27 protein-coding genes are annotated in these 24,343 nt (G+C 72.2%); 11 read left to right on the forward strand and 16 right to left on the reverse strand.

The window, feature by feature from the left end:
- Nucleotides 1–78: 78 nt before the first annotated feature.
- The 3 genes from AB0I06_RS32560 to fabG all read right to left on the reverse strand — a co-directional run bounded on the left by AB0I06_RS32560 (nt 79) and on the right by fabG (nt 3,398).
- On the reverse strand, nt 79–1,665 hold the full coding sequence (locus AB0I06_RS32560; RefSeq protein ID WP_363122461.1) for an ABC transporter substrate-binding protein: 1,587 nt from the start codon (nt 1,663–1,665) through the stop codon (nt 79–81).
- A gap of 200 nt (nt 1,666–1,865) precedes the next feature.
- Nucleotides 1,866–2,624 carry an SDR family oxidoreductase gene (locus AB0I06_RS32565; protein WP_363122462.1) on the reverse strand — a complete coding sequence of 253 codons (759 nt, stop codon included), beginning with the start codon at nt 2,622–2,624 and terminating at the stop codon, nt 1,866–1,868.
- A gap of 12 nt (nt 2,625–2,636) precedes the next feature.
- On the reverse strand, nt 2,637–3,398 hold the full coding sequence (fabG, locus tag AB0I06_RS32570; RefSeq protein ID WP_363122463.1) for a 3-oxoacyl-ACP reductase FabG: 762 nt from the start codon (nt 3,396–3,398) through the stop codon (nt 2,637–2,639).
- 228 nt (nt 3,399–3,626) lie between these two features.
- Between fabG and AB0I06_RS32575 the strand changes: the two genes are divergently transcribed.
- Complete coding sequence (locus AB0I06_RS32575; protein ID WP_363122464.1) at nt 3,627–4,127, forward strand: excalibur calcium-binding protein; 501 nt, start codon at nt 3,627–3,629, stop codon at nt 4,125–4,127.
- A 36-nt stretch (nt 4,128–4,163) separates the two neighbouring features.
- Here the strand turns inward: AB0I06_RS32575 and AB0I06_RS32580 are convergent, their stop codons facing one another.
- Both AB0I06_RS32580 and AB0I06_RS32585 read right to left on the reverse strand, forming a co-directional pair.
- The gene (locus AB0I06_RS32580) at nt 4,164–4,577 is read right to left on the reverse strand and encodes a DUF3037 domain-containing protein (RefSeq protein WP_363122465.1); all 414 of its coding nucleotides are present in this window, start codon (nt 4,575–4,577) and stop codon (nt 4,164–4,166) included.
- Nucleotides 4,574–5,329, reverse strand: a complete 756-nt coding sequence (locus AB0I06_RS32585) for a HipA family kinase (RefSeq protein ID WP_363122466.1) — start codon at nt 5,327–5,329, stop codon at nt 4,574–4,576. Before AB0I06_RS32585 ends, AB0I06_RS32580 begins: the two co-directional genes overlap by 4 nt.
- A gap of 198 nt (nt 5,330–5,527) precedes the next feature.
- Between AB0I06_RS32585 and AB0I06_RS32590 the strand changes: the two genes are divergently transcribed.
- Entirely contained in the window at nt 5,528–5,971 is a 444-nt protein-coding gene (locus tag AB0I06_RS32590) for a Rieske (2Fe-2S) protein (protein ID WP_363122467.1), read from the forward strand.
- Here AB0I06_RS32590 and AB0I06_RS32595 read toward each other — a convergent pair.
- Nucleotides 5,958–6,608, reverse strand: coding sequence for a cysteine hydrolase (locus AB0I06_RS32595; protein WP_363122468.1), 651 nt, complete (start codon nt 6,606–6,608; stop codon nt 5,958–5,960). The genes AB0I06_RS32590 and AB0I06_RS32595 overlap by 14 nt on opposite strands.
- 132 nt (nt 6,609–6,740) lie before the next feature.
- Here AB0I06_RS32595 and AB0I06_RS32600 point away from each other — a divergent pair, with 132 nt between their 5' ends.
- Nucleotides 6,741–7,211, forward strand: a complete 471-nt coding sequence (locus AB0I06_RS32600) for a pyridoxamine 5'-phosphate oxidase family protein (protein WP_363122469.1) — start codon at nt 6,741–6,743, stop codon at nt 7,209–7,211.
- 145 nt (nt 7,212–7,356) lie between these two features.
- On the opposite strand, the gene AB0I06_RS32605 is transcribed toward AB0I06_RS32600, so the two are convergent.
- Nucleotides 7,357–8,259 (reverse strand): LysR family transcriptional regulator, encoded by a 903-nt coding sequence (locus tag AB0I06_RS32605; protein WP_363122470.1) that lies wholly within the window; start codon nt 8,257–8,259, stop codon nt 7,357–7,359.
- Between the two features lie 75 nt (nt 8,260–8,334).
- Between AB0I06_RS32605 and AB0I06_RS32610 the strand changes: the two genes are divergently transcribed.
- On the forward strand, nt 8,335–9,288 hold the full coding sequence (locus tag AB0I06_RS32610) for a DMT family transporter (RefSeq protein ID WP_363122471.1): 954 nt from the start codon (nt 8,335–8,337) through the stop codon (nt 9,286–9,288).
- A 79-nt stretch (nt 9,289–9,367) separates the two neighbouring features.
- On the opposite strand, the gene AB0I06_RS32615 is transcribed toward AB0I06_RS32610, so the two are convergent.
- On the reverse strand, nt 9,368–10,699 hold the full coding sequence (locus AB0I06_RS32615) for an aminotransferase class I/II-fold pyridoxal phosphate-dependent enzyme (protein ID WP_363122473.1): 1,332 nt from the start codon (nt 10,697–10,699) through the stop codon (nt 9,368–9,370).
- 35 nt (nt 10,700–10,734) lie between these two features.
- Between AB0I06_RS32615 and AB0I06_RS32620 the strand changes: the two genes are divergently transcribed.
- Nucleotides 10,735–11,421, forward strand: coding sequence for a pyridoxamine 5'-phosphate oxidase family protein (locus tag AB0I06_RS32620; protein ID WP_363122474.1), 687 nt, complete (start codon nt 10,735–10,737; stop codon nt 11,419–11,421).
- A complete protein-coding gene (locus AB0I06_RS32625) occupies nt 11,421–12,053 on the forward strand; it encodes an FMN-binding negative transcriptional regulator (RefSeq protein ID WP_363122475.1) in 633 nt (210 codons plus the stop codon). Before AB0I06_RS32620 ends, AB0I06_RS32625 begins: the two co-directional genes overlap by 1 nt.
- 17 nt (nt 12,054–12,070) lie before the next feature.
- Here AB0I06_RS32625 and AB0I06_RS32630 read toward each other — a convergent pair whose 3' ends face one another.
- The 3 genes from AB0I06_RS32630 to AB0I06_RS32640 all read right to left on the reverse strand — a co-directional run bounded on the left by AB0I06_RS32630 (nt 12,071) and on the right by AB0I06_RS32640 (nt 14,837).
- Complete coding sequence (locus AB0I06_RS32630) at nt 12,071–13,021, reverse strand: EamA family transporter (RefSeq protein ID WP_363122476.1); 951 nt, start codon at nt 13,019–13,021, stop codon at nt 12,071–12,073.
- A 229-nt stretch (nt 13,022–13,250) separates the two neighbouring features.
- Nucleotides 13,251–14,255 carry an EamA family transporter gene (locus tag AB0I06_RS32635; RefSeq protein WP_363122505.1) on the reverse strand — a complete coding sequence of 335 codons (1,005 nt, stop codon included), beginning with the start codon at nt 14,253–14,255 and terminating at the stop codon, nt 13,251–13,253.
- An 84-nt stretch (nt 14,256–14,339) separates the two neighbouring features.
- Nucleotides 14,340–14,837, reverse strand: coding sequence for a Clp protease N-terminal domain-containing protein (locus tag AB0I06_RS32640; protein WP_363122477.1), 498 nt, complete (start codon nt 14,835–14,837; stop codon nt 14,340–14,342).
- 271 nt (nt 14,838–15,108) lie between these two features.
- Here AB0I06_RS32640 and AB0I06_RS32645 point away from each other — a divergent pair, with 271 nt between their 5' ends.
- Nucleotides 15,109–15,537 carry an SRPBCC family protein gene (locus tag AB0I06_RS32645; protein ID WP_363122478.1) on the forward strand — a complete coding sequence of 143 codons (429 nt, stop codon included), beginning with the start codon at nt 15,109–15,111 and terminating at the stop codon, nt 15,535–15,537.
- Between the two features lie 59 nt (nt 15,538–15,596).
- On the opposite strand, the gene AB0I06_RS32650 is transcribed toward AB0I06_RS32645, so the two are convergent.
- The gene (locus AB0I06_RS32650; protein WP_363122479.1) at nt 15,597–16,223 is read right to left on the reverse strand and encodes a PadR family transcriptional regulator; all 627 of its coding nucleotides are present in this window, start codon (nt 16,221–16,223) and stop codon (nt 15,597–15,599) included.
- Nucleotides 16,224–16,388: 165 nt separating this feature from the next.
- On the opposite strand from AB0I06_RS32650, the gene AB0I06_RS32655 reads away from it, so the two are divergent.
- Nucleotides 16,389–17,207 (forward strand): PhzF family phenazine biosynthesis protein, encoded by an 819-nt coding sequence (locus AB0I06_RS32655; protein ID WP_363122480.1) that lies wholly within the window; start codon nt 16,389–16,391, stop codon nt 17,205–17,207.
- A 50-nt stretch (nt 17,208–17,257) separates the two neighbouring features.
- Here AB0I06_RS32655 and AB0I06_RS32660 read toward each other — a convergent pair whose 3' ends face one another.
- Nucleotides 17,258–18,058 (reverse strand): type II CAAX endopeptidase family protein, encoded by an 801-nt coding sequence (locus AB0I06_RS32660; protein WP_363122481.1) that lies wholly within the window; start codon nt 18,056–18,058, stop codon nt 17,258–17,260.
- A gap of 68 nt (nt 18,059–18,126) precedes the next feature.
- Nucleotides 18,127–19,644 carry a glutamate-cysteine ligase family protein gene (locus tag AB0I06_RS32665; RefSeq protein WP_363122482.1) on the reverse strand — a complete coding sequence of 506 codons (1,518 nt, stop codon included), beginning with the start codon at nt 19,642–19,644 and terminating at the stop codon, nt 18,127–18,129.
- A 542-nt stretch (nt 19,645–20,186) separates the two neighbouring features.
- Between AB0I06_RS32665 and AB0I06_RS32670 the strand changes: the two genes are divergently transcribed.
- From AB0I06_RS32670 to AB0I06_RS32680, 3 genes are all read left to right on the forward strand, one after another.
- Nucleotides 20,187–20,771, forward strand: coding sequence for a hypothetical protein (locus AB0I06_RS32670; protein WP_363122483.1), 585 nt, complete (start codon nt 20,187–20,189; stop codon nt 20,769–20,771).
- A gap of 432 nt (nt 20,772–21,203) precedes the next feature.
- Nucleotides 21,204–21,407 carry a DUF5999 family protein gene (locus AB0I06_RS32675; protein WP_352119691.1) on the forward strand — a complete coding sequence of 68 codons (204 nt, stop codon included), beginning with the start codon at nt 21,204–21,206 and terminating at the stop codon, nt 21,405–21,407.
- 208 nt (nt 21,408–21,615) lie between these two features.
- Nucleotides 21,616–22,641, forward strand: a complete 1,026-nt coding sequence (locus tag AB0I06_RS32680) for a LacI family DNA-binding transcriptional regulator (protein WP_363122484.1) — start codon at nt 21,616–21,618, stop codon at nt 22,639–22,641.
- Nucleotides 22,642–22,727: 86 nt separating this feature from the next.
- On the opposite strand, the gene AB0I06_RS32685 is transcribed toward AB0I06_RS32680, so the two are convergent.
- Together AB0I06_RS32685 and AB0I06_RS32690 are read right to left on the reverse strand one after the other, a co-directional pair.
- Nucleotides 22,728–23,132: a hypothetical protein gene (locus tag AB0I06_RS32685; protein ID WP_363122485.1), complete on the reverse strand. Its 405-nt coding sequence runs from the start codon at nt 23,130–23,132 to the stop codon at nt 22,728–22,730.
- 127 nt (nt 23,133–23,259) lie between these two features.
- Nucleotides 23,260–24,309, reverse strand: a complete 1,050-nt coding sequence (locus AB0I06_RS32690) for an endo-1,4-beta-xylanase (protein WP_363122486.1) — start codon at nt 24,307–24,309, stop codon at nt 23,260–23,262.
- Between the last annotated feature and the right edge of the window lie 34 nt (nt 24,310–24,343).

Here is a 24,343-nt window from a genome sequence, read left to right on the forward strand (position 1 = left end):
GATGTGCGGTCACTTCAGGCCACAGAACCTACAGGCGACCACTGACAACGCGCCCGGGAACGCCCGGGTCCGGGCCGCCTACCAGGCGGTCTTGCGGTGCAGCTCCCACATCATCATGATCGTCGACGGGTCCATGGCGCGCTCGGCGCCCGAGACGTCCCGGCTGGCCGCCACGTACTGCCGGCCCTGCCACAGCGGCAGCAGCCGCGCGTCGTCCACGAGGATCTGCTGCGCCTCCTCGATCTCCTTCACCACGTTCGCGCGGTCGCTCTCCCTGCGCGACCGGGGCAGCAGGTCGCCGGTGATCTCGGGGGCGGGATAGGGCGTACCGAGGGCGTTCTGGTCGCCGACGAACGGCGCGATGAAGTTCTCGGCGTCCGGGAAGTCGGGGAACCAGCCGCGCCCGAACACCGGGTACTCACCCTTCTGGTACCCCTCGACGTACGTCTTCCAGGGGCGGCTCTTCAGGCTGACCGTGAACAGGCCGGAGGCCTCGAGCTGACGCTTCAGCTCCTTGAACTCCCCGGCGGTCTCGGAGCCGTAGCGGTCGCTCGTGTACCAGAGGGTGAGCGGGACGCGCTGGTTGATGCCGGCCCCGGTGAGGATCTTGCGGGCCTTGGCGACGTCCGGGTCGCCGTAGTCGTCGAAGAAGCCCGTGGTGTGGCCGGTGAGGCCCTTGGGGACCATGGAGTACAGCGGGTCGACGGTGTCCTTGTAGACCTTGTGGGCGATGGCCGCCCGGTCGACGACCTGCGCGATCGCCCGGCGCACGGCCTTCTTGTTCGCCCAGGGGTCCTTCGGGTTGAACACCAGGTAGTTGATGTCGGTGCCGGTGCCCTCGACGAGCTGGATCTCGTCGTCCTTGGAGGTCTTGCTCTGGAGCTCGACGACGTCACCGGCGGCCAGACCGCGGTAGGTCACGTCGATCTTCCCGTCGCGCAGGGCCTTCACCATGGCGCCGGAGTCCTGGAAGTACCGGACGGTCACGGCGTCGTTCCGGCGCTCCGCGTAGCCCTTGTAGTCGTCGTTGCGGACGAGGACGGCTTCCTTGCCGTCGGAGTACGAGTCGAGGGTGTACGGCCCGGACCCGACGACGTCGCCGTCCTTGCGCAGGCCGTCCGCCGGGTAGGACTGCGGGGACACGATGGACATCGCCGGGGTGGCCAGCACGAACGGGAAGGTGGAGTCCGGCTTGTTGAGGTGGAAGATCACCTCACGGTCGTTCCGCGCCTGGACCCGCTCCAGGCTGCCCAGCAGACCGGCCGGGCCGCCGTTGACGTTGATCTTGCGGATCCGGTCGAACGAGTACTTCACGGCCTGGGCGTCGAGCGCGCTCCCGTCGGAGAACTTCAGGCCCTCATGCAGTTCGCAGCGGTAGACCTGGTTCGAGGAGTCGGTGAAGCCGCACTGCTCGGCGGCGTCCGGCTGGGGCTCGCTCGCTCCGGTCGGATAGCTCAGCAGCGTTTGGTAGATGTTGCGGAACAGCTCCCAGGAGCTGTCCCACGAAGCGGCAGGGTCGAGCGTGCTCGGGGCACTGGTGGTGCCCACGACGATCGGTCCTTCGTCCTCCGGGGTGTCGGACGACAGCACGCCGCACCCGGCGAGCAGGGACGATATGGACGCGATGGCCGCCACCTGCCACAGGCACCGGTTCCGCTTGAACACGCGCACGCTCCTCGATCTGCCATACCAAGGGTCGGCAGACCATACCGCAGTGCCGCGCCGGCTGACCCTCCCCGGAACATGACCTCTTGATCGATAAACCTTTGACGACGTTGTCATCGGTCTTTGCGGTTGCTTTGCACCGGCGCGGGCGCCCTCCGGTGCCGGCGGGCGCCCGTGCCGGTGCGTGTGCGCGGTCCTCGTCAGCCGGTGCCGGCGTTGAGGAAGATGCCGCCGTCCACGACGAGCGTCTGGCCGGTGACCCAGTCGGACTGGTCGGAGGTCAGGAACGCGGCCGCGCCCCCGATGTCGGAGGGCACGCCGAGCCGGCCCAGCGGGTACGCCGCGGCGGCCTCCTCCTCCCGGCCCTCGTACAGGGCCTGGGCGAACTTGGTCTTGACGACGGCCGGGGCGATGGCGTTGACCCGCACCCTGGGCGCGAACTCGTGCGCGAGCTGCACGGTCAGGTTGATCATCGCGGCCTTGCTGACGCCGTACGCGCCGATGAACGGTGAGGGCGACAGACCCGCGACGGAGGCGATGTTGACGATCGCGCCGCCGTTGTCCTTCTGCCAGGCGTGCCAGGTCCGCTGGGCGAAGCCGAGCGCCGAGACGACGTTGGTCTCGAAGACCTTGCGGGCGACGTTCAGGTCGAGGTCGGCGATCGGCCCGAACACCGGGTTGGTGCCCGCGTTGTTGACCAGGTAGTCGACGCGGCCGAAGGCCTCCATCGTGCGCTCGACGGCGACGGCCTGGTGGGCCTCGTCGTGCGCCTTGCCGACCACGTAGACCGCGCGGTCGGCGCCGAGCCGCTCGACGGCCTCCTTGAGGGCGTCCTCGTTGCGGCCCGTGATGCACACGCGGTCGCCGCGGGCGACCAGGGCCTCGGCGACGCCGTAGCCGATGCCGCGGCTGGCGCCCGTGACGAGGGCGGCCTTGCCGGAGAGTTCCACGGAAGTCATGTTCTGGGTCCCTTAGTCGAGCGGTCCGCCGGCCACGTACAGCACCTGGCCGGAGACGAACCCGGCCGCCTCGCCGGTGAAGAAGGCGATGGCGTTGGCGATGTCCTCCGGCTCACCGACCCGGGCCACCGGGATCTGGGTGGCGGCGGCGGCCTTGAAGTCCTCGAAGCCCATGCCGACGCGCTCGGCGGTGGCCTTGGTCATCTCGGTGGCGATGAAGCCGGGGGCGACGGAGTTGGCGGTGACGCCGAACTTGCCGAGCTCCTTGGCGAGGGTCTTGGTGAAGCCCTGGAGGCCGGCCTTGGCCGCCGAGTAGTTCACCTGGCCGCGGTTGCCGAGAGCGGACGACGACGACAGGTTGACGATGCGGCCGAAGCCGGCGTCCACCATGTGCTTCTGACAGGCCTTGGACATCAGGAAGGCGCCGCGCAGGTGCACGTTCATGACGGTGTCCCAGTCGGAGACGCTCATCTTGAACAGCAGGTTGTCGCGCAGCACGCCCGCGTTGTTGACCAGGATCGTCGGCGCGCCGAGCTCCTCGGCGATCCGGGCGACGGCCGCCTCGACCTGGGCCTCGTCCGAGACGTCGCAGCCGACCGCGAGGGCCTTGCCGCCCGCGGCGGTGATCTTCTCGACGGTGTCCTTGCAGGCCGCCTCGTCGAGGTCGAGCACGGCGACCGCGCGGCCCTCGGCGGCCAGTCGTACGGCGGTGGCGGCACCGATGCCGCGCGCGGCACCGGTCACGACGGCAACCCGCTGCTCAGTGGTGGACATGACTGCTACTCCTCAGGTGAGCGACCGCTTAGTACCTTCAGTGGGAGTGACGCTAGAAGCCCTGGCACGCGGTGTCAACGGCCAGGGTCGGCATGTGATCCATCCCCCGGCCCGACCCTGCCCCGCGGCGCACCGGCGGACACCCGATCGGCCCATGGCCGCGCGCCGCGGCGCCCCTCGGCGCCTAGCGTCGGAGCGCGAGCCACCCGTGTCGGAAGGAGGCGCTCCATGCGCCGTCGTACCGGTGCCATCGGCGCGCTGTTCGCGATCGCCGCGATCATGCCGCTGGCCGACCCCGCTCACGCCCGGCAGGACCTGGACTGCCGCGACTTCGCCTTCCAGGAGGACGCGCAGGCGGTCTTCGACGCGGATCCGAGTGATCCCCACCGACTGGACGAGGACCCGGGCCGGGACGACGGCATCGCGTGTGAGGCGCTGCCGCGCCGCGGTGTCATCTCCCCCGTCACGCCGTCGCCGACGGCCCCGTCACCGAGCCTCTCCGTCAGCCCGTCCGTCAGTCCTTCGATCAGTCCGCCCGCCAGCGCGTCGGTCAGTCCCTCCGCTCATGTCACCGCCACGCCCAGCGGCACTCCGAGCCAGGGCGTGCGCGGGGGACTCGGCGGCGCGGTGGACTCGGGACCGAGCCGCTGGGACGTCGCCATCGGCCTGGCCTTCGCGGCGGGGGCCGCCGTCGCCGCCGGTTACGTGCTGAGGCGCCGCAGGCGCTGATGAGAGCCGGGCAGGGTGCCCGTCACCTCGTGCCCGTCACCTCACCAGCAGGTCCAGCAACCGTTCGGGCTCCGCCGCCGCATCCATGGTCAGGCCGGTGTGCACGGGCCCGGGCTGGACGATCGTGGAGCGGGGGGCGACGAGCCAGCGGAAACGGCGGCCCGGGTCGTCGGAGGCCGCCTGACCTGCCTCGCTCCCACCCGCGCAGAGTCCCTCGATCGCCCGTAGGGCCGCCCGGACCCCGGCCACGTCGGCCCGGGGGTCGAGGGCCAGCAGGCGGGTCTCGTCGAGGTGGGTGCGGGCACCGACGTAGGCCTCGGCGCGGCAGTACACGAGGACCCCGGCGTTGATGCACTCACCGCGTTCGACGCGCGGGACGACCCGCAGCACGGCGTACTCGTAGACGTGGCGCTCCCGCGGTCCGCCCCTGATGATGTGCCGGTCGTTCACGTGAGTCCCTGGATGCGGTCGTGGATGACGGCGGCCCGGGCGAGCAGCGGTCGCGCGTAGGCCCGCCGCAGGTCGTCCGGGGTGGGGAAGCCGGGTTCGTCGGTGAGCCAGGCGTCCGGGATCTGAGCGGTCACGTCGGCGAGGAGGTCCTCGGTGACCTGGGGCGCCAACTCGGCCGCGGCGGAGGCGACATCGGGCGCGAAGGACGCCAGCGCGTGGTCGGAGGCGTCGTACGGGCGCGCGGCGGAGGCCTCCACACTCGGCCAGTTGTGGTGCCAGATCATCGTCGCGCCGTGGTCGACCAGCCATAGTTCGCCGCGCCACCTCAGCAGGTTGGGGTTGCGCCAGGACCGGTCGACGTTGTTGATCAGAGCGTCGAACCAGACCACCCGGCCGGCCTCCTCGGGGCTCACCGGGAAGGCGAGCGGGTCGAAGCCGAGCGCGCCGGAGAGGAAGTCCATGCCGAGGTTGGTGCCGCCGCTGGAGCGGAGCAGACTTTGCACCTGCTCGTCCGGCTCGCCCAGCCCCAGCTCGGCGTCGAGTTCGACGGTGACCAGGCGCGGCATGCGCAGACCCAGCCGACGGGCGAGTTCCCCGCAGACGACCTCGGCGACGAGCGTCTTGCGGCCCTGTCCCGCGCCGGTGAACTTCAGGACGTAGGTGCCGAGATCGTCGGCCTCGACCAGGCCCGGCAGCGAACCGCCCTCGCGCAGGGGCGCGATGAAACGGGTCGCGATCACTTCCTTGAGCATCGCCCCAGGTTACTGACGCGGGCAGCGCTCGTGGCGGGGGCCTCGCGGTGGCGGGGCGGAACCCGACAGCCAACCGACAGCTCCGCTTTACCCGTGTCCTTCCGCGAACGCGTCAGGATTTCGGCAAGCTCTGAACAGCCGGTCCCCAGGGGCCGTACCACTCGGCAGATCACGAACCTCCCCGGAAGGAACGTCAGCATGACCAGCGAATCAGTTCAGCCGATGTCGGGACCGAGCCGCCGCACCGTCGTGGCGGCGGTCGGCGCGGCGGGGCTCACCGTGGCGCTGACGGCGTGCGGGTCGGACGACAAGGCGTCGGACCCGTCCACCGAACAGGGCGGAGCCGGGGCGGGCGGTGCGGCGCTCGCGAAGACCGCCGACATCCCGGAGGGCAGCGGCAAGATCTTCAAGGACGAGAAGGTGGTGGTCTCGCAGCCGGCCGCGGGCGACTACAAGGCCTTCTCGACGATCTGCACCCACCAGAAGTGCCCGATGGTCGACCTCAAGGACGACATCATCTCCTGTGCCTGCCACGGCAGTCAGTTCTCGGTCCTCGACGGCAGCGTGAAGAAGGGACCCGCGGTCGAGCCGCTGGAGGCGAAGCAGATCAGTGTGAAGGGCGACTCCATCACGCTCGCCTGACGCCGTCCGGACCCTTCAGGCAGGCCAGCACCTCGTCCGTGGTCGCGACCGTGGCGACCAGCGCGAGGGTGTGGCGGATCATCGCGGCGGTGTAGTCGGCGGGCACTCCCGCGATCGCGTCGGCCGGAACGACGACCGTGTAACCGCGGTTCACGGCGTCGAACACGGCGTTGGGCACGGCCACGTTGGCCGAGACCCCGGTGACGATCAGCGTGCGGCAGCCGAGGTTGCGCAGCAGCGGATCGACGTCGGTGCCCTGAAGGGGTGAAAGCCCGTGCAGCCGCCGTACGACGAGGTCCTCCTCGGCGACCTCGATCGGGGCCGCCACCCGCACCGCCGCGGTGCCGGTCACCTGCTGGACGGGCAGGCGCGCGGCGGCGCGGAAGAGGCGGGCGTTGCGGTTGGCGCCGCGGCCGTCGGGCCGGCGCTCGGCGACGGCGTGCACGACCTGCACACCGAGGGCGTGGGCGGCCGCCACCAGACGGGCGACGTTGGCGAGGGCGCCGCCGGCGCGGGCCTGCGCCGCGAGTTCGGGCAGGGCGCTGCCGGCCCCGACGACGCCCTCCTGGCACTCGACGGTGAGCAGCACGGTGGTGCGCGGTTCGAGGAGCTCGCTGAGCGCGTCGTACGAGGGCATGTCTCCCCCTGTCACCGGCGGCCGGGCGGGCGAGCGTAGCCACCATTGCGCACGGGCGGAAGAGCACCCATCCTTTTCTGACGTGATGTCAGAGGATCTCCTCTGGCACGACGTGGGAGAAAGAGGGGGCGCATGACCGTCACGCAGCAGCGCAGGGGCCGGAAGATCATGATGACGCCGGGCGAGCTGGACGACTTCCTGACCACGCAGCGCACGTGCCGGGTGGCCACGGTGTCCGCCGACGGCGCGCCGCACGTCAGCACGCTGTGGTTCGCCTGGGACGGGGCCTCCATGTGGCTGTACTCGGTCGTCCGCAGCAAGCGGTGGACCGACCTGCGGCGCGACCCGCGCGTGGCGGTCGTGGTCGACACCGGCGAGGAGTACGACGAGCTGCGCGGCGTCGAGCTGTCCGGCACGGTCGAGTTCGTGGGCGAGATACCGCGCACGGGCGAGCTGCGCGCGGAACTGGACGTGCCGGAGACGCTGTTCGCGCGGAAGAACTTCGGCCTGGAGGAGATGCCGCACGACGGCCGCCACGCCTGGATCCGGCTGACGCCACAGAAGATCGTCTCCTGGGACTTCCGCAAACTGGCCGGCCGATAGCGGCTCGCCGGGAGCGGCAGTGCTTCCTCTCCGCTACTTCCGCACACTTGCCGGGCTGTAGCGGCGCGCCCGGAGCGGCAGCCGCACCTGCGCACATCCACCCGAGGTCCGGGTCATACCACCTGCGACAGCCGCTCCCGGCGCGTCAGTCGACGTTCTCCCCCGCCGCCCGCAGGGCCTCCACCGCCGCCCGGATGGACGGGCGGCGGTCCGCGTCCGCGCGCCAGACGACGTACACGTGCCGCCGGACCCGCTGCTTGAGGGGGACGGTCACCACCCCGGCGGGCACGGGGTGGCGGCCGAGCACCGGGGCGATGCACACCCCGAGTCCCGCCGCGACCAGCGCGAGCTGGGTGTGGCTCTCGGCGGCGCGGTGCCCGACGATCGGCTCGACGCCCTTGGAGCGCAGCGTGAACATCAGCCACTCGTGGCAGAACTCGCCCTCGCCCCAGGTGATCCACTCGTCGTCGGCGAACTCGGCGAGGTCCACCTCGTCGCGCTCCGCGAGCCGGTGGCCGAGCGGCATGGCGACCTCGGCGGGGTCGTCCAGGATCGACGCCTTGACGAGCCCGTCGGGCAGCGCCATCGGCTTGTTGTACCAGTCGAGCACCACGGCCAGATCGAGGTCGCCGCGCACGACCCCGGCGATCCCCTGCTCCGGTTCGAGTTCGCAGGAGCGCAGCCGGAGCGCGGGGTGCCGCTCGCGCAGCGCGGCCAGCGCGTGCGGGAACAGCCCGCGTGCGGCCGTCGGGAACGCCGAGAGCCGGAGCTCGCCGACGACCTGCCCGCGCTGGGCCTCCAGGTCCGACTGGGCGAGTTCGACCTGGGACAGGATGCGTGCGGCGTGCTCGGCGAGCAGTCGGCCCGCGTCGGTGAGCCGCACGCCCCGGCCGTTCTTGGCGAGGAGCTGCTGGCCGACCTCCCGCTCCAGCTTGGACAGCTGCTGGGAGACGGCCGAGGTCGTGATGTGCAGCCCCTCGGCCGCGCCGCTCACCGAGCCGTGCCGGGCGAGGGCGTCGAGGGTGCGCAGGCGCTCCAGGTTCAACATGTAAGCAATGCTACGTGGTACCGGGTGCGAAATCTCGATTGTGCTACGAGGTCGCGGTGCCGCATCGTGGCAGGCATGAGCACCGTCACCACCTCGCCCGGCCGGGTCGCCACGGCCCCGTCCGCACCGCCCCGCCGTCGTCTCGACTGGCGTCTCCGGTTCGCCGCGCTGTCCCTGATCTGGGGTTTCAGCTTCCTCCTGATCAAGGTGGGCACCGGTGGCTACGCCCCGTTCCAGGTCACGCTCGGCCGGCTGGTGTTCGGCACGGTGGTGCTGGCCGCGGCGATGGTGGTGCGACGCGAGCGGCTGCCGCGCGGGGCCCGCGTCTGGGGGCATCTGGCGGTCGCCGCGTTCCTGCTGAACGCCCTGCCCTTCTCCCTGTTCGCGTACGCCGAGCTGACCATCCCGTCCACGCTGGCGGGCATCTGCAACGCGACCTCCCCGCTGTGGGGCATGGCGCTGTCGCTGGTCGCCCTCTCGGAGGACCGGCCGACCCGGGTGCGGGTCGCCGGGCTCGGACTCGGCTTCCTCGGGGTGCTCACGGTGCTGGGCGCCTGGCAGGGCTTCCACGGCCTGGACGCCACCGGCACGGCACTGGCCCTGCTCGCCTCCCTGAGCTATCCGATCGGCTGGATCTACGTCCGCCGCACCCTGGCCGGGACCGGCGACTCGCACCTGTCGATGACCGGCGCCCAGCTGCTGCTCGCGACGGTCCAGCTGGCCGTCGTCACCCCGCTGTTCACGTCCCTGCCCACCCGTGTGTCCGTGGTGCCGCTGCTGGCGATCGCCGCCCTGGGCGCGCTGGGCACGGGCCTGGCGATGCTCCTCCAGTACGGCATAGTCGCGGAGGTGGGACCGACGACCGCGCAGATGGTCACGTACTTCGTTCCGGTCATCGCCACGGCCGCGGGCGTCGCCCTCCTCGGCGAGTCGCTCGCCTGGTCGACGCCGGTGGGAGCCCTGATCATCCTGACGGGCGCGGCACTCACCCAGGTACGCCCGAAGCCCCGCACCGCGCCCCAGCCGTAGCGGCGGTCCGGGGCCGGGTGCCTCGGCGGCGCCCCCGATCATGCCCGCCACCACGGGCGGACGGAGTCCCTGCTCCGCCTCAGTCGTAGCTCCGGGCCGGTGCCGGCCCGACCGCCGAGGCGATCGCGTCGGCCAGCGCCTCGATGTCGTCCCCGGTGAGCGTCGAGACCGTGACCCGGATGCCGGGCGGTGCGCTCAGCCGGAAGCGGGCGCCGGGGGCCACCGCCCACCCGGCGTGCAGCAGCCGGGCGACGGCGCCGGTCTCGTCCGGCACGGGCACCCACACGTTCATGCCGCTGCGCCCGTACGAGGCGACGCCGCGCCGGTCGAGCGCAGCGATCAGCGCCTCCCGCCGCCGCCCGTACGACGCCGCCACCCCGGCCGTGTCCACCGCGCCGTCGGCCCACAGCCGCACCAGGGCCCGCTGCATCAGCCGGCTGACCCAGCCCGGCCCGAGGCGGTGCCGCCCGCGGACCCGGTCGACGGTGACGGCGTCCCCGGTGAGCACGGCCAGCCGCAGGTCGGGGCCGTAGGCCTTGGCGGCCGAGCGCACGAACGCCCAGTGCCGGGTGGTGCCCGCCAGCGGGTGCAGGGGGAGGTCGACGATGCCGTGTCCGTGGTCGTCCTCGATCAGCAGGACCTCCGGGTGCTCGCGCATCACGGCCCGCAGGGCGTGCGCGCGGGGGCCGCTCACCGCGGCGCCGGTCGGGTTCTGCGCCCGGTCCGTCACGATCAGGGCCCGCGCCCCGGCCTCCAGCGCCTCGCGGACGTCGCACTCCAGCGGCCCCTCGTCGTCGACACCGACGGGCAAGGTCCGCAGCCCGAGCGCGGGTACGAGATCGAGGGTGCGGCCCCAGCCGGGGTCCTCGACGGCGACGGTGTCCCCGGGCTTGAGGTGGGCCGCCAGCACCCGTTCGACACCGTCGAGTGCCCCGGAGACCACGGCGAGCGGCCCGTCCGGCACCCCGTCCGCGTCGAGTCCGGCCCGGGCGATCCGGGCGAGCTCGGGTTCCACCGGCAGGTCTCCGTAGAGAACGGGTGCCCGGTCGCCCTCGGCGGCGGCCGCCGCGAACGCGCCCCCGAGCGGCGGCAGCAGCGCCGGGTCCGGGTTGCCCTGCGCCACGTCCCGCACGCCTTCGGGGACGTCCACCCTGATGTGGTCCCGCCCGGTCGTCGCGGGTGCGGAGCGGACCCGGCTGCCGCGCCGGCCCGCGGTCTCGATGACCCCTCGCTCGCGCAGCGTCCGGTACGCGGCCGCGACGGTGTTCGGGTTCACCCCCAGCCGCTCCGCCAACTCCCGCATGGGAGGCAGAAGTTGGCCGGGCCGCAGTTCACCGGCTCCCACCGCCCGCTCGATGCTCGCGGAAATGTCCGCTGCGCGACGCCCACTGATCGGATACTCTCCTAGCACAAAGCCAATTATGCACTAGTGCAATGGAGAGCGCCATGCAGGGGACCCCGCAGACGCCGTCGCAGCCCGACTCCCGCTACACCCCGACCGACCGCACCGTCCCCACCCGCTCCCCGGACCGGGCCTCGTACGACAAGGAGTTGGTGCACGCGATACTCGACGAGGCCTACGTCTGCCATCTCGGCTTCGTCCGCGACGGAGCGCCGGTCGTCCTGCCCACGCTGTACGCCCGGGTGGGCGAGCGGCTGTACGTGCACGGCTCGACGGGCTCGCGTCCGCTGCGCGCGGCCGGACAGGCCGACCCCGGCCTCGCGGTGTGCCTGACGGTCACGCATGTCGACGGGCTGGTCCTGGCCCGTTCGGCCTTCCACCACTCGATCAACTACCGCTCGGTGGTGGTGCACGGCGTCGCCCACGACGTGACGGACCCCGAGGAGAAGCGCCAGGCCCTGGACGCGCTCGTCGACCATGTCGTGCCCGGCAGGTCCGCCGACTCCCGGCCCGCCAACAAGAAGGAGCTGGCCGCCACCGCCGTCATCCGCCTGGACCTGGAGGAGGTCTCCGCGAAGCTGCGCACCGGCGGTGTGAACGACGAACCGGAGGACCTCGCCCTCCCCCACTGGGCCGGTGTCGTCCCCGTACAGCGCGTCTACGGCACTCCGCTGCCCGACCCGGACCTGGCCCCCGGCACCGGCCTGCCCGGCTACCTCGGGACCCTGTGATGCTGATCCACCCCTGGGACGCGGCGCGCGACGACACCGAATGGCGACGGTGGCTGGCCGACCACGACTTCGGCCAGCTCGCCGTCAACGGCCCGCCGGGCGAGCCGCCCCACGTGCAGCCCCTGCACTTCGCCTACGACGCCGAGCGCGGCGAGATCCTCACGCACCTCGCCCGCCCGAACCCGCTCTGGCCCGCGCTGGAGGCCCACCCGGACGTCCTGCTGAGCGTGGTCGACGACTACGTGTTCGTGCCCGGCCCCTGGCAGGCCGCCCCGGACGTCCCGCCCGAGCACGGCACACCCACGAGCTTCTACACGGCCGTGCAGCTCCGCTGCCGTGCCCATGTCGTGGACGACCCGGCGGACAAGGCGGCACTCCTCAACCGCCAGGTCGACCACTTCCAGCCGCGGGGCGGCTCCGCGCGGGCAGCGGCGGGTGAGGCCCCGTACGGCAGGCTGCTCGCCGGCATTCGCGGTCTGCGCCTCGAAGTGACGGACGTACGGGCCAAGTTCAAGTACGCAAACCACAGGCCGGCCGAGGTCCGGGAGCGGATCGCCGCGGGGCTCGCGGCCCGCGGCGGACCGGGCGACTCCAGGGCGCGCGACCACCTCCTGCGCAGGCGGGAGACGTAGGCCGCGCGACCCCGGTCTCACACCGCCATCACCTGCTCCTCACGTACCCGGGCGCCTCGCGCCTCCCCCACCGCGAGGCCCGCCACCGAGCCCAGCATCACCAGGGTCCCGGTCAGGGTCGCCGCCGTGAGGTGCTCGCCGAGCAGGACGACGGCGAGCACCGCGGCGCTCACCGGTTCGAGCAGCATGATCACCGACACGGTGGCGGACCGCACGACGGCCGCGCCGGCGAAGTACAGGCCGTAGGCGAGCGCGGTGGGCACGGCGGCGACGTAGGCCAGCAGGAGCAGCAGCCGGACCGGTTCGCCGGTGTGCGGCAGCAGTCCCTCGGCCAGGGCGAACGGCAGCAGGCACACGCTCGTCACGGCGAAGGCCCCGGCGGTCGTCCGGGAGGCGTCGGCCTCGCCGTCGCGGCCCCACCGGCGGGTGAGCAGCGTCATCACGCTGTACCCGGCCGCGGACAGCAGCGCGAGCAGCACACCCGACGGGCGGACGCTCGTGGCCCCGCCCCCGAGGACGAGCACCACGAGCCCGGTGAGGGCGCCTCCCACGGCGAGGGCACCGCCCCGGCCCAGGCGCTCGGCCAGGGTCAGGCGCGCGCCGAGCGCGATGAGGACGGGGCCCGCGCCCAGGGTGACGACGGTGGCCACGGCGAGGCCGGTGGCGGAGACGGCCGCGAAGTACGCGGTCTGGAAGACGGCGAGCCCCAGCCCGGTGATGCCGGTCCGCAGCGCCCGGCGGCGCAGCGGCTCACGGGCGGGCGCCGGGGCGCCGGGCCGCAGCAGGCGGACGCCGAGCAGCAGCACGAGGCCCGCGGCGCAGCGCCAGAAGGAGAGGGCGACGGGCCCCAGGTCACTGGCCCGGTAGACCAGGGAGGCGGCGGCGCCCGCGGTGCCCCAGGCGGCACCGGCGACGATCAGGTAGAGGAGGCCTCGCCCGGTGGGCAGGCCGGATGCGGTGTTCGACACGTGTTCTCTCCGCAGGCGCGCCCGGCCGGCCGCACCCGCGTGGGGCGGCGGTCGGCGCGCGGAAGTTCGGGAAGGGCCCCGGATCGGTCGGGATCAGCGGGGCCGCGGACTTCGTCTGCGGGCAGCACCGTTCAGCGCGCCGGCGCATCGCCGGGCGCGGTCTGCTCAGGGCCCGCCTCAGGCGGCCGGAGGCGGAAGAACGAGTGCGTTCGAAGGCATGATCGGCACCTTATGCGCTGGTCCCGCGCCTGGACAATTCCCTTTCCGGGCCGCCGCCGGCCACCGGCCGGTCCGATCCCTTCACGGGGGTCGAGGACTGCGCGATGAACGCGCCCACCAGCACGATGGCCCCACCGGCGATCTGCGGCGCCGAGAGGTGCTCGCCGAGCAGGATCCAGGCCAGGACGGTGGCGATGACCGCTTCGAGGCAGGCCACGACTCCCGCGACCTGCGGGGAGAGCCGGCGCACGGAGACCACGCCGGTGACGTAGGCGAGGACCGTGGCGACGAGGACGATCCACGCCAGGAGCACCACGGCCGCGACGGGAGTGCCGTCCATGCTCCCGGTGCCCCGGAGCACCGACCAGTCCATGGACCAGGGCCGGGCGACGACGGTGAGCACGGCCGCGCCGACCAGCAGTCCGTAGGCGATGACGCCGAGCGGGTCGGGCGCCTCGTCCCCGGCGTCGCTGCCCTGGTCGGACAGCACGAAGTAGCCGACCTGACAGCAGGCCGCGCCGAGCGCGAACAGCAGCCCGAGGGCGTCGAAGCTCAGGCCCGACCAGACCTCCACGACACAGGCGAGTCCGCCGACGGCGAGGACGACACCGACGGCGGCGGCACGCGTCACGGGCCGCTTCTGCACGAACCGCACCCAGCCCAGGACGAGGGCGGGAGCGAGGTACTCGATGAGCAGGGCGACGCCGACGGGGATCCGGGAGAGCGCGGCGAAGTAACAGGCCTGGACACCGGCGACGGCCAGCAGCCCGAACCCGACGAGCAGGCCGGGGCGCCGGCGCGGCAGCGCGCGGTGCCGCACGGCGAGCGGCAGCATGACCAGGGCGGCCCCGGCCACGCGCAGCCACACCACGTGCAACGGGTCCAGGCCGGCCTCGATCAGCGGCTTGGCCGCGACACCGGATCCGCCGAAGGCCACCGCGGACAGGAGCGCGAGGCCGAGCCCCACTCCCCTGCCGCGCCCGTCCGTGCTGCTGTCAGAGGTACGCACCGGCACATGATGGCAGGCCATGACAGGAGCGTCATCCCCGGTGGCACCTGTCTCACAGCCTGGACGGGGCGCGGCCTGACGCCGGGCGGCTCAGCAGGTGCCTTCGCCGCACTCCTCGGGGAGGCCGGACCAGCCGTCGAGCCGGGCGAACACCTCGTGCGGGTCGATGCCGGCCCGTGTCAGCACCTCCACCGCGCGCGCCTGCGGGTCGACGACGATCGCCGCGAGCAGGTCGGTGCCACGGGCCTGCTCTCCGCGCACGGCGGCACGTCGGCAGGCGCACTCCAGGGACGCGGCGGCGAGCGGGGAGAATCCGGCCGTCCCGGCCACCGTGGGGACGGCCCCGGAATCCTCCACACCGCTCTGCCAGCGCAGGCCGTAGCCGATGCTGCGCTGGACGAGGTAGCCGAGCAGCCGCGCGATCTGCGGCCCCTCGCCGAAGACGGCACGCGCCTGCGGCTCGGACTCCAGCAGCGAGTGGAGCAGATGGGCGGTGTCGATCTGCCGGTCGCCGTCCCGGACCGCCCGGCGCCGGGCACCGCTGATCACCGACGCCAGCTCGTCACTGAGCCTGGCATCGTTGTCCACGCGCTGGATGCCGTGCTCACGGGCCGACTGCCGGGGGGTACAAGGTTGCACACCCCTACCCCATCAGCCCCGAGGGCCCGGGGCATCCCCGGCGGGAAGCATCTTCGCGTCCCACGGGAAGTGGACTCCGCAGGCCCGAATCTCCTCCTTGCGGAGGAGATCAGGCGGCTGTGGAGGGACGCCGCCGAAGCTGACGGTTCGTCAGTATGGAACATTGCGACCGTCGCGGCTACGTTCCGCGACACCCAGCCCGACACGAAGAGGTGGTCGCATGGCCGAAGTCAGCGCGCAAGCACGCATCGGGGCGCCGGCCGAGAAGGTGTGGGCGAGACTCACGGACTGGTCGATGTACGGCGAGTGGAACGCGACCCACACGAGTTTCCCCGCGGGGGGTCCCGAGCCCCTCGAAGTGGGCGCGCGGTTCCAGGAGAACATGCGGCTGATGAACTTCCCGGCCGAGGTGGCGTGGACCGTCGAGCAGCTGGAACCGGCCCGTGTGCTCGCCCTCCGCGGCAAGGGCCCGATGGCGGTGACCGTCGGGACGCGCTACACCCTGACGCCGGACGGCGACGCCACGACGGTCCGCATCGACGGTGAGTTCACGGGCGCGACGGTGTCCCTGATGGCGGGCAGGCTCAAGGACTCGGCCACGGCGGCCCTGCACGAGTCGCTGCGCAGGCTGGCCGGGCTGGTGACCTGACCCCCGCAACGCCGAGGCGCCCCCGGACCGCTCCGGGGGCGCCTCGTGCGCCGTGCCGCTCAGTCCTCGTCGGCGAGGATGAGATACAGCTTCTTGCGGGCCTCGTTGATGACACCGAGCGCCTTCTCCCGCTGCTCCTTGCTGCCGGTCTTCCAGACCTGGCCGAAGGCCTCCATCAGACCGAAACCGGCCTGGCGGATCTCGCCGAGGGCCTCCCAGTCGACCCCGCGGGAGGCCTCCTCCCAGGGCGCCTCGGGACCCTCCCCGGCCGCCTCACGGCCCGCCTCGGTGAGGGAGAACAGCTTCTTGCCGCCCTCGGACGCACTGACGATCAGCCCCTCGTCCTCCAGCAGCTGGAGGGTCGGGTACACCGAGCCGGGGCTGGGCTTCCACGCCCCGCCGCTGCGCTCGGCGATCTCCTGGATCATCTCGTAGCCGTGCATCGGCCGGTCCTTCAGCAGAACCAGGATCGAGGTCCGCACGTCACCGCGCCGCGCCCTCCCCCTCGGCCCGCCGCGCCCTCGCCCGCCCCAGGGGCCCGGACCGAAGCCCGGTCCGCCGGGACCGCCCCAGCCCGGGCCTCCGGGACCGAACGGACCGAAGGCCGCACGCAGTCCTTCGAAGCCGCCCCGGCCGGGGTGCGGGCCGCCGTGTCCATGTCCACGCTCGAATCCGTGGGTACGCATCGCAACCACTCTCCATTCCATCGTTGATCTGTCGCGATGCTTCAACGATATATCGGTAACTGCGGGACAGGCAAGACCCTCAGGCGGGGCCCGGACCGCCGAACCAGGCCGCCACCCGCGAATTGGCCTTGGCCTGCGGCGTCGGCGGAGCCGTAGCGTCGCGGCATGCGAATCCGGATCGTCGACGCCTTCACCGATCACCCCTTCTCCGGCAATCCGGCCGGGGTCCTGCTCCTGACCGACGCGGACGCCTTCCCGGACGACACCTGGCTGCAGAACGTCGCCCTGGAGGTCAACCACGCCGAGACGGCCTTCGCCCACCGTCTCCCCGAGGGGGCCGCGGCCGACTGGGCGCTGCGCTGGTTCACACCGGCCGCCGAGGTCGCGATGTGCGGCCACGCGACCCTCGCCACCGCCCACGTCCTGCACACGACCGGCGCCCACGAGGGTCCGGTGCGGTTCGCCACCCGCAGCGGCGTCCTGGTCACCACCCCCGCCGCGGACGGCTCGGTCACCATGGACTTCCCGACGGCCCCGCTCACCCGCCTCGACCCGCCGGACGGCCTGGCCCGAGCCCTGGGTGCCGAGCCGCTCACCGTCCTCGACACCGGCCCGAACGTCGGCGACCTGCTCGTCGAGGTCGCCGACGAGAAGACGGTGCACGCCCTCAGCCCCGACCCGAAGGCCCTGGCCGCCCACTCCGAGCGGGGCATCATCGCCACCGCCCGTGCCGAGGACCCCGCCCGGGGCTACGACTTCGTCTCGCGCTGCTTCTTCCCGAACGTCGGCATCGACGAGGACCCGGTGACCGGCAGCGCCCACACCGCGCTCGCCCCCTTCTGGGCCGAGCGTCTGGGCCGTCCCCGCCTCACGGGGCTCCAGGCCTCACCCCGCTCCGGCCGTGTGCGCACGGAGCTGCGGGGCGACCGCACCCTGCTGACCGGCAGGGCCGTCACCGTCATCGAGGGCGATCTCCTGGTCTAGCGACGGGGACAGGGGCGTACGACGGTGTCGTACGCCCCTGTCCCCGTGCTTCAGGCCGTCGGCAGCCAGCCCACCTTGCCCGCCAGCAGCGCGTACCCGACGAACGCCCCGATGTCGAGCAGCGAGTGGGCTACCACGAGCGGGCCGACGCGGCCCCAGCGGCGGTAGAGAAAGACGAAGACGACGCCCATGACCATGTTCCCGACGAAGCCGCCGATGCCCTGGTAGAGGTGGTACGACCCGCGCAGCACCGCACTGCCGGCCAGCGCGGCCGTCGGCGTCCAGCCCAGCTGGCCCATGCGGCGCAACAGGTAGCCGACGACGATCACTTCCTCCAGCACGGCGTTCTGGATCGCCGAGAGGATCAGCACCGGGTACTTCCACCACACCTCCGGCAGCGCCTCGGGCACCACGGTGAGGTTGAAGCCGAGGCCGCGGGCCGCGAGGTAGAAGGCGATGCCGGTGCTGCCGATGACGGCCGCGACCGCCGCCCCACGGCCGAGGTCGGGCCAGGGGCGCGTGCGGTCGAAGCCGATCGTGCGCAGACTCGCGTTCTCCCGCAGCAGGAAGTGCGCGACGAGCGCCACGGGCACGAGCGCCGTGGAGATCCCGAAGAGCTGCCAGGCGAGGTCGAGCCAGGGCCGGCCGGGCGCGGCCGAGGCGTTCATCGTGGCCGCCTGGTCCTTGAGCCCGCCCGGCTTGGTGACCGACCCGATGAAGCTGATCAGCGCGGACACCCCGCTCGCGCCCAGCGAGAGCGCGAGGACGAGCAGGGTCTCGTGGCGGAGCATCCGCCGCGAGAGCCCCTGCTGGGGAATGGATTCGCCCACCGGGCTCGCCTCCGCCTGCACACCCGCCTCCACTTCACCGACCTGTCGGATCAGTATGGCGGCAGCGGGAGGCCGGCCCGGCGGCGGCATCAGCCCAGCGACACCGGCTCCGGCAGCCCCACCGGCCAGTGGTGCACCGGCTCTCCCTTGTGCATCAGCTCGCGGTAGCGCCGGGTCGTGGCGGCCAGCGCGTCGTCCCGGGAGAGGCCGGCGTCCAGCGCGGTGTGGAAGGTGGCGGCCTGCCAGCTCGCCCCGTTCACCCGGCGCCGGCAGCGCTCCTCGATCACGCCCAGGTACAGATCGCGGTCGGCCGGCTCGATGCCCCAGGCGTCCAGCCCGGCCTCGGCCAGCGGCAGCAGCTCGTCGCGGATCAGGCTCACCGCGTCGACCTCGGTCGTGCCGCTGTACCGGCCGCGCCGGGGCCAGGTGAAGCGGGCGTCGATGCCGTCCTTGCACGCGGCGTCGAAGTTGGCGGCGGCCGCCTCGAAGGGCAGCCGGGACCACACCGGCCGGGACTCCTCGGCGAGCGCCCGGACGACCCCGTAGAAGAAGGCCGCGTTGGCGACGACGTCGATGACGGTGGGTCCGGCCGGCAGGACGCGGTTCTCCACGCGCAGGTGCGGGACGCCGTCGGCGACGCCGTAGACCGGGCGGTTCCAGCGGTAGATCGTGCCGTTGTGCAGGACGAGCTCGGCGAGCGAGGGCGTGCCGCCCTGGTCGATGACCTTCAGCGGGTCCTCGTCGTCGCAGATCGGCAGCAGGGCCGGGTAGTAGCGCAGGTTCTCCTCGAAGAGGTCGTACGCCGAGGTGATCCAGCGCTCCCCGAACCAGGTGCGGGGCCTGACGCCCTGGGCCTGGAGCTCGGGCGGGCGGGTGTCGGTGGACTGCTGGAACAGCGGCGGCCGCGACTCGCGCCACAGCTCACGGCCGAACAGGAACGGCGAGTTGGCCCCGACGGCGATCTGCGCGGCGGCGACCGCCTGGGCCGCGTTCCACACGTCGGCGAAGCGGGCCGGGGTGACCTGGAGGTGCAACTGCACGGAGGTGCAGGCGGCCTCGGGAGCGATGGACTTCGAGGTGCAGCTCAGGTGCTCCACCCCGTCGATGTCGAGGGTGAACTCCTCGCCCCGGGCGGCCACGATCTGATCGTTCAGGAGGGTGTAGCGGTCGACGTCGGAGAGGTTCGACGACACCAGGTCGTCACGGTCCAGAGTCGGCAGAATACCGATCATCACAATACCGGCGTCGACCTCGCCCGCTTTTCGGTCGGCATATGCCAGCGACGTACGGAGTTCCTCCGCGAGCCGGTCGAATACCCGACCTCCCAGGCGGTGTGGGGGAATGTTGACTTCCAGATTGAACATGGCGAGTTCTGTTTGGAAATCGCGACTCGCGATGCGCTCGAGGACTTGCCCGTTCAACATTTTGGGCATGCCGTCGGCGCCCGCGAGATTCAATTCGATCTCCAGCCCCATGAGGTTCTTGGGGCGGTCGAACCGCTTCTCCGCCAGGAGTCGCTCCAAGCCCGTCAGACACTGACGCAGCTTGTCACGGTAGCGCTGGCGATCGGACAGGTCGAACCGCCCTGCCACGACCTTCTCCCCCATCGAAGCGTCCCTTCTCGGTGATGCGGGCCGGGATCCGGCTGCCTGGGTCCCGGTCAGGTGGAGGATGCCCAGCAAAAGCGATCGATAACGTCCCGGGCCGGCCCGGCGGCCGCTACGCTGGTCATGTGTGACCGGTGGCACATTCACGCGGCATGACGCGCCGGACGGTTCCGGCCCCTCACGAACTCGTGAAAAACGCCGACGAGAATAGGCCGACCGGCCCACGGACATTCGCCGAGGTCATCGCCGCGTACCCGCAGCCGGAATCGGGATGATTCTCGCGTATCGCCGACCGAATGTACCCTTGTTCTACTCACCGGAAACGACTAGACGAAACACAGTCTGAACCCGTGTCGTATAAACTCCGCGAACAAGGCAGAAGGTTGGCGCCCACGGTCGACGGGTCCTGCCGTCGAGGCGACGCGGACCCCACCCTCCTCTCGTTCACGACCCGGCCCCTGCCTCTCTGACCCTCGTGAGCTGACAGCGCCGTCCGCCCCCGCCCTCGCGCCACCGTGCCTTTGAATGAGAGGCGACCCACCATGCCGCTGCATGTCCCTCCGGCTCCCGCGCCCGCACTCCGTTCCGTCCTCACCGCGCTCTCCTCTCCCACCGCGGTCCGCGAAGCCCGAACTCCCTCCCTGCTCGGCACCCAGGGACCCGCCACACCCGAGCTCCCGCTGCCCGTCCACGTTCTCGACCACGTCACGGCCGAGGGCGTCTCCGCCACCCGGCTGGCCGGGTGGCGCTTCCTGATCCGCTGCGGCGACCGCGCGGTGGCCGCGGCGGAGACCATGCTGACCCCCGACGGCTGGGCCTTCTCGCACTTCTTCGAGGGCCCGTACATCACCTCCACCGAGCGCGCCCTGCGCCAGGCGGAGACCATGCCGCAGCCGTACCAGCCCCGCCTGCTGTCGGTGCCGGGCCTGTACATGCTGACGCTCTGGCTGCACGAGGACTGCGCCGCCGACGGTGCCGCCGGCCACCCCGCCGCCACCGACCTGCTCGTCCCGCTCGCGCCCGCCCCTCCCGGCATCGCGGCCCACCGCCCGCACCGCGTCGCGGAACTCCTCCCCGTACTGACCCACCGGGTGGCTCCCACCAGATTGCTGGGCTCGCCCGCCTGAAGAGCCACGAGTTCCCCTGCCCCGTCGCCGCAATCCGGCGGCGGGGTTCTTCGTCCACCGCCAAGCCGTCCGCGCGGTCACTTCTCCCCCTCGCGCGATCACCTTCCGCTCGCATGTTCGCTCAGGCGAGCCGCCATCGGCTCGTACGAGCCGGAACGGCCCTCGCCCCGAGCGGACTAGCCCTATCCGGCCACTGCGAACCACCCGAAGGGACACCCCAGTTGGGATGAACCGTCCGCGCGGGTGACGCGTCCTGAACCTGTGAGAAGCGGTGCGGCGAAATCCCTGCGGATCCACGCCCGTGGGGCAACACTGGGTTCCGACGACTTATCACAACGGGGGGCGGCCATGAACGACACTTCTAGCCGCGGAACAGACACGTCAGCCAACGAAGTCCCATCGTCCGTCTCGACCCAGCGAAAGATCCCACCCATGTGCCAGCACCAGACCCAGTGCCCCTCAGCCGACTCCGCCGACCGGGAATCCGCCCGCCTCGTGGCGCACCACCCGGAGCAGGGATGGAGCCTGCTGTGCAACGGCGTGGTGCTCTTCGAGGACACCGGCGAGCTCCTGCCGGACGGCCGGGCCATCGCCCCGCACCGTCCGCCGGCCGGCCAGGTGATGACGGCCGCCTGAGGCCGTTCGGCGGGGCGACGACCCGTCGGCAGAGATGAGGGGCCGGCCGCAGGACACCCTGCGCACCGGCCCCGACGCGCACCCGGGCCCCGTCACGCTCCGTGACCCGCTGCCACGTCCCGTTCCCGCCCAGCAGCCTTCCCAGGGATGCCCGTCTTCCGGAAGACTCCTGGAAGTTTCGCGGTCACCGTCGACGGAGGTGGGGCAAGTGGGAGTACGTGAGGCCGGCGCCGGGGGAAAGGTCACCATCACGGAGATCGCCCGGCAGGCCGGCGTGTCCGTACCGACCGTGTCCCGCGTCGTCAACGGCCGGTCCGACGTGTCGCCGCAGACCCGGGCCCGTGTCGAGGACCTGCTGCACCGGCACGGCTACCGCAGACGCCCCGCTGCCCCGGGCAACCGCGCGGCCCTGCTCGACCTGGTCTTCGACGACCTCGACAGCCCCTGGGCCGTGGAGATCATCCGCGGGGTCGAGGAGGTCGCCCACGCGGAAGGGATCGGCACCGTGGTGTCGGCGGTCCACGGGCGGTCGGGCGACGCCCGCGCGTGGATGCGCAACCTGAGGGCGCGCGCCTCCGACGGGGTCGTCCTGGTCACCTCCGCCCTGGATGCGACGCTGCACGAGGAACTGCGGATCCTCGGCGTGCCCCTGGTGGTCGTCGACCCGGCGGGCTCCCCCTCCCCGGGCGCCCCCACGATCGGCGCCGCGAACTGGTCGGGCGGACTGGCGGCCACCGAGCACCTGCTGTCCCTCGGCCACCGCAGGATCGGCCTGATCGCCGGCCCGCCCGGCCTGCTGTGCTCCCGGGCCCGGCTGGACGGGTACCGCGCGGCCCTGGAAGGTGCCGGCCTCACGCCGGACGCGTCCCTGATCGTCACCGGGGACTTCCGCCCCGAGTCCGGATTCACCGCCTGCGCCACCCTGCTCGACCTGCCCGAACCGCCGACGGCCCTGTTCGCTGCCGGTGACCGGATGGCGCTCGGCGCGATCGAGGCACTGCGCCGGCGAGGGCTGCGGGTGCCGCAGGACATGAGCGTGGTCGGCTTCGACGATCTCCCGGAGGTCCGCTGGTCCTCGCCGCCCCTGACGACGGTCCGCCAGCCCCTGGCCGACATGGGCAGGCTGGCCGTGCGCACGGCACTCGGGCTCACCCGCGACGAGCAGCCGGACTCCCCGCGGGTCGAGCTCGGCACCGACCTGGTGGTACGCGCGAGCACCGCACCTCCCGGCTGAGCCCGGCACGGCGAGGCTGTCGGCGCAGCCATGGAAAGAACCGCAGTGTCCGCCACCACCACCGGGCACGGGCCGGTCCGCCCGTCTCACACCTCGCGGCACTCCTGGCGATCAAGCAGCGAAGCGAGCTCCTGCGCCGTGACCGGCCCGCCGTCGCGAACGGGCCGGCCGATGTCGGCCGGCCAACCGGGTCTGACACGTGCGACGAAGTCCGCGAAGTCCTCCCGCACATACCGCTGGTCGCACGGCTTCAGCCGGATCTGCTGACGGCGGTCCGCCCACCAGACCTCGAAATCGGTGATGGTTCCTTCGGCGGGCCAGTGTTCCGCCCGTTCCGGCAGCAGCAGAACGTCGACGAAGCCCCCGACGCCCCTTCCGATGTCCACGAAGACGCCGATCGCCCCGGGCCTGGGCACCGCCACCACAGTGCCCCGCACCACCTGCCCGTAGCGCAGACTCCCCCGAATCCGCTCCCACTTCGCATCCGTCACCACACAGCGCATCCTCGCAGCCTCACGGCCCCGAGCCGGCCCGGTTCTCGTGGCGGGCACGGGCCCGCCACGTGATCGGGCCGACTGTGGTGGCGTCCCCGGCCCGGCAGGGCGCCGCCCACCCCCGCTACTTCGCGCCGAGCACCTCGCGCAGCGCGAAGTACGCCGGCTTGGGCCGCAGCTCCTCGTCCCACGGCAGGGCGGCGCCCTCGCCGGGGAAGAACGCCGGGATCCACGAGTACTTGTCGGTGTAGTCCCACAGGGTGATGCCGACGCAGCGGCGGACCGCCAGGCACGCCTCGGTCAGGTCGGCGTACCACTGGGCCTGCTGGGCCAGCTTCTCGTCCGTGGCGGGCAGCTGCATCCGTATATCGACCTCGGTGAGCGCGGTGTCGAGGCCGAGCCGGGAGAAGCGGCGCAGGTTGTCCTCCAGCGTCGTGGGATAGCCGTACTGCAGGGCCAGGTGGGCCTGGAGGCCGATGCCGTGCAGCGGGACGCCCTTGGCCTTGAGCTCCTTGGCCAGCTTGTAGTACGCGTCGCTCTTCGGACCGATCCCCTCGATGTTGTAGTCGTTGAGGTAGAGCTTGACGCGCGGATCGGCCTGGTGCGCCCAGCGCAGCGCGTCGGCGATGTAGCCGGGCCCGAGCGTCTTGTAGAACACCGACTCCCGGTAGGTGCCGTCCTCGTTGAAGGCCTCGTTCACGACGTCCCAGGCGAACACCTTGCCCCGGTAGTGGCGCACCTCGGTCTGGATGTGCTTCTTCAGCACGGCCCTCAGCTCGGGTGCCGTCCACTGCCTGTTCGTGATCCATTCGGGCAGTTGGCTGTGCCAGACCAGCGTGTGGCCGCGCACCTTCTGCCGGTTGGCCCGGGCGAGGTTCACGATCTCGTCGCCGGCCGAGAAGTCGAACACGCCCTGCTCGGGCTCGGTGGCGTACCACTTCATGCCGTTGCCGGGGGTGATCTGGTCGAACTCGCTGCCGAGCAGGGCCTTGTACGGCCCGTCCACGAGCTCGGGGTTGTCGGTGGCGCTGCCGAAGTAGCGGCCGTGCCGCTGGGCGAGGTCGGCGAGGGTGGGCTGCTGGTGACTCGCCTGGGCGGGCGTGCCGGCGCCGATGCCGGCGGCGATCAGGAGCGCCGTGACGGCGCCGGCGAGTCTGAGACGGTTCTTGCGCATGGTGCGACTCCTCACGACGGGGACGGGGAGAACA

It is taken from the genome of Streptomyces sp. NPDC050674, from assembly GCF_040654575.1.
In the GTDB taxonomy this organism is placed as follows: domain Bacteria; phylum Actinomycetota; class Actinomycetes; order Streptomycetales; family Streptomycetaceae; genus Streptomyces.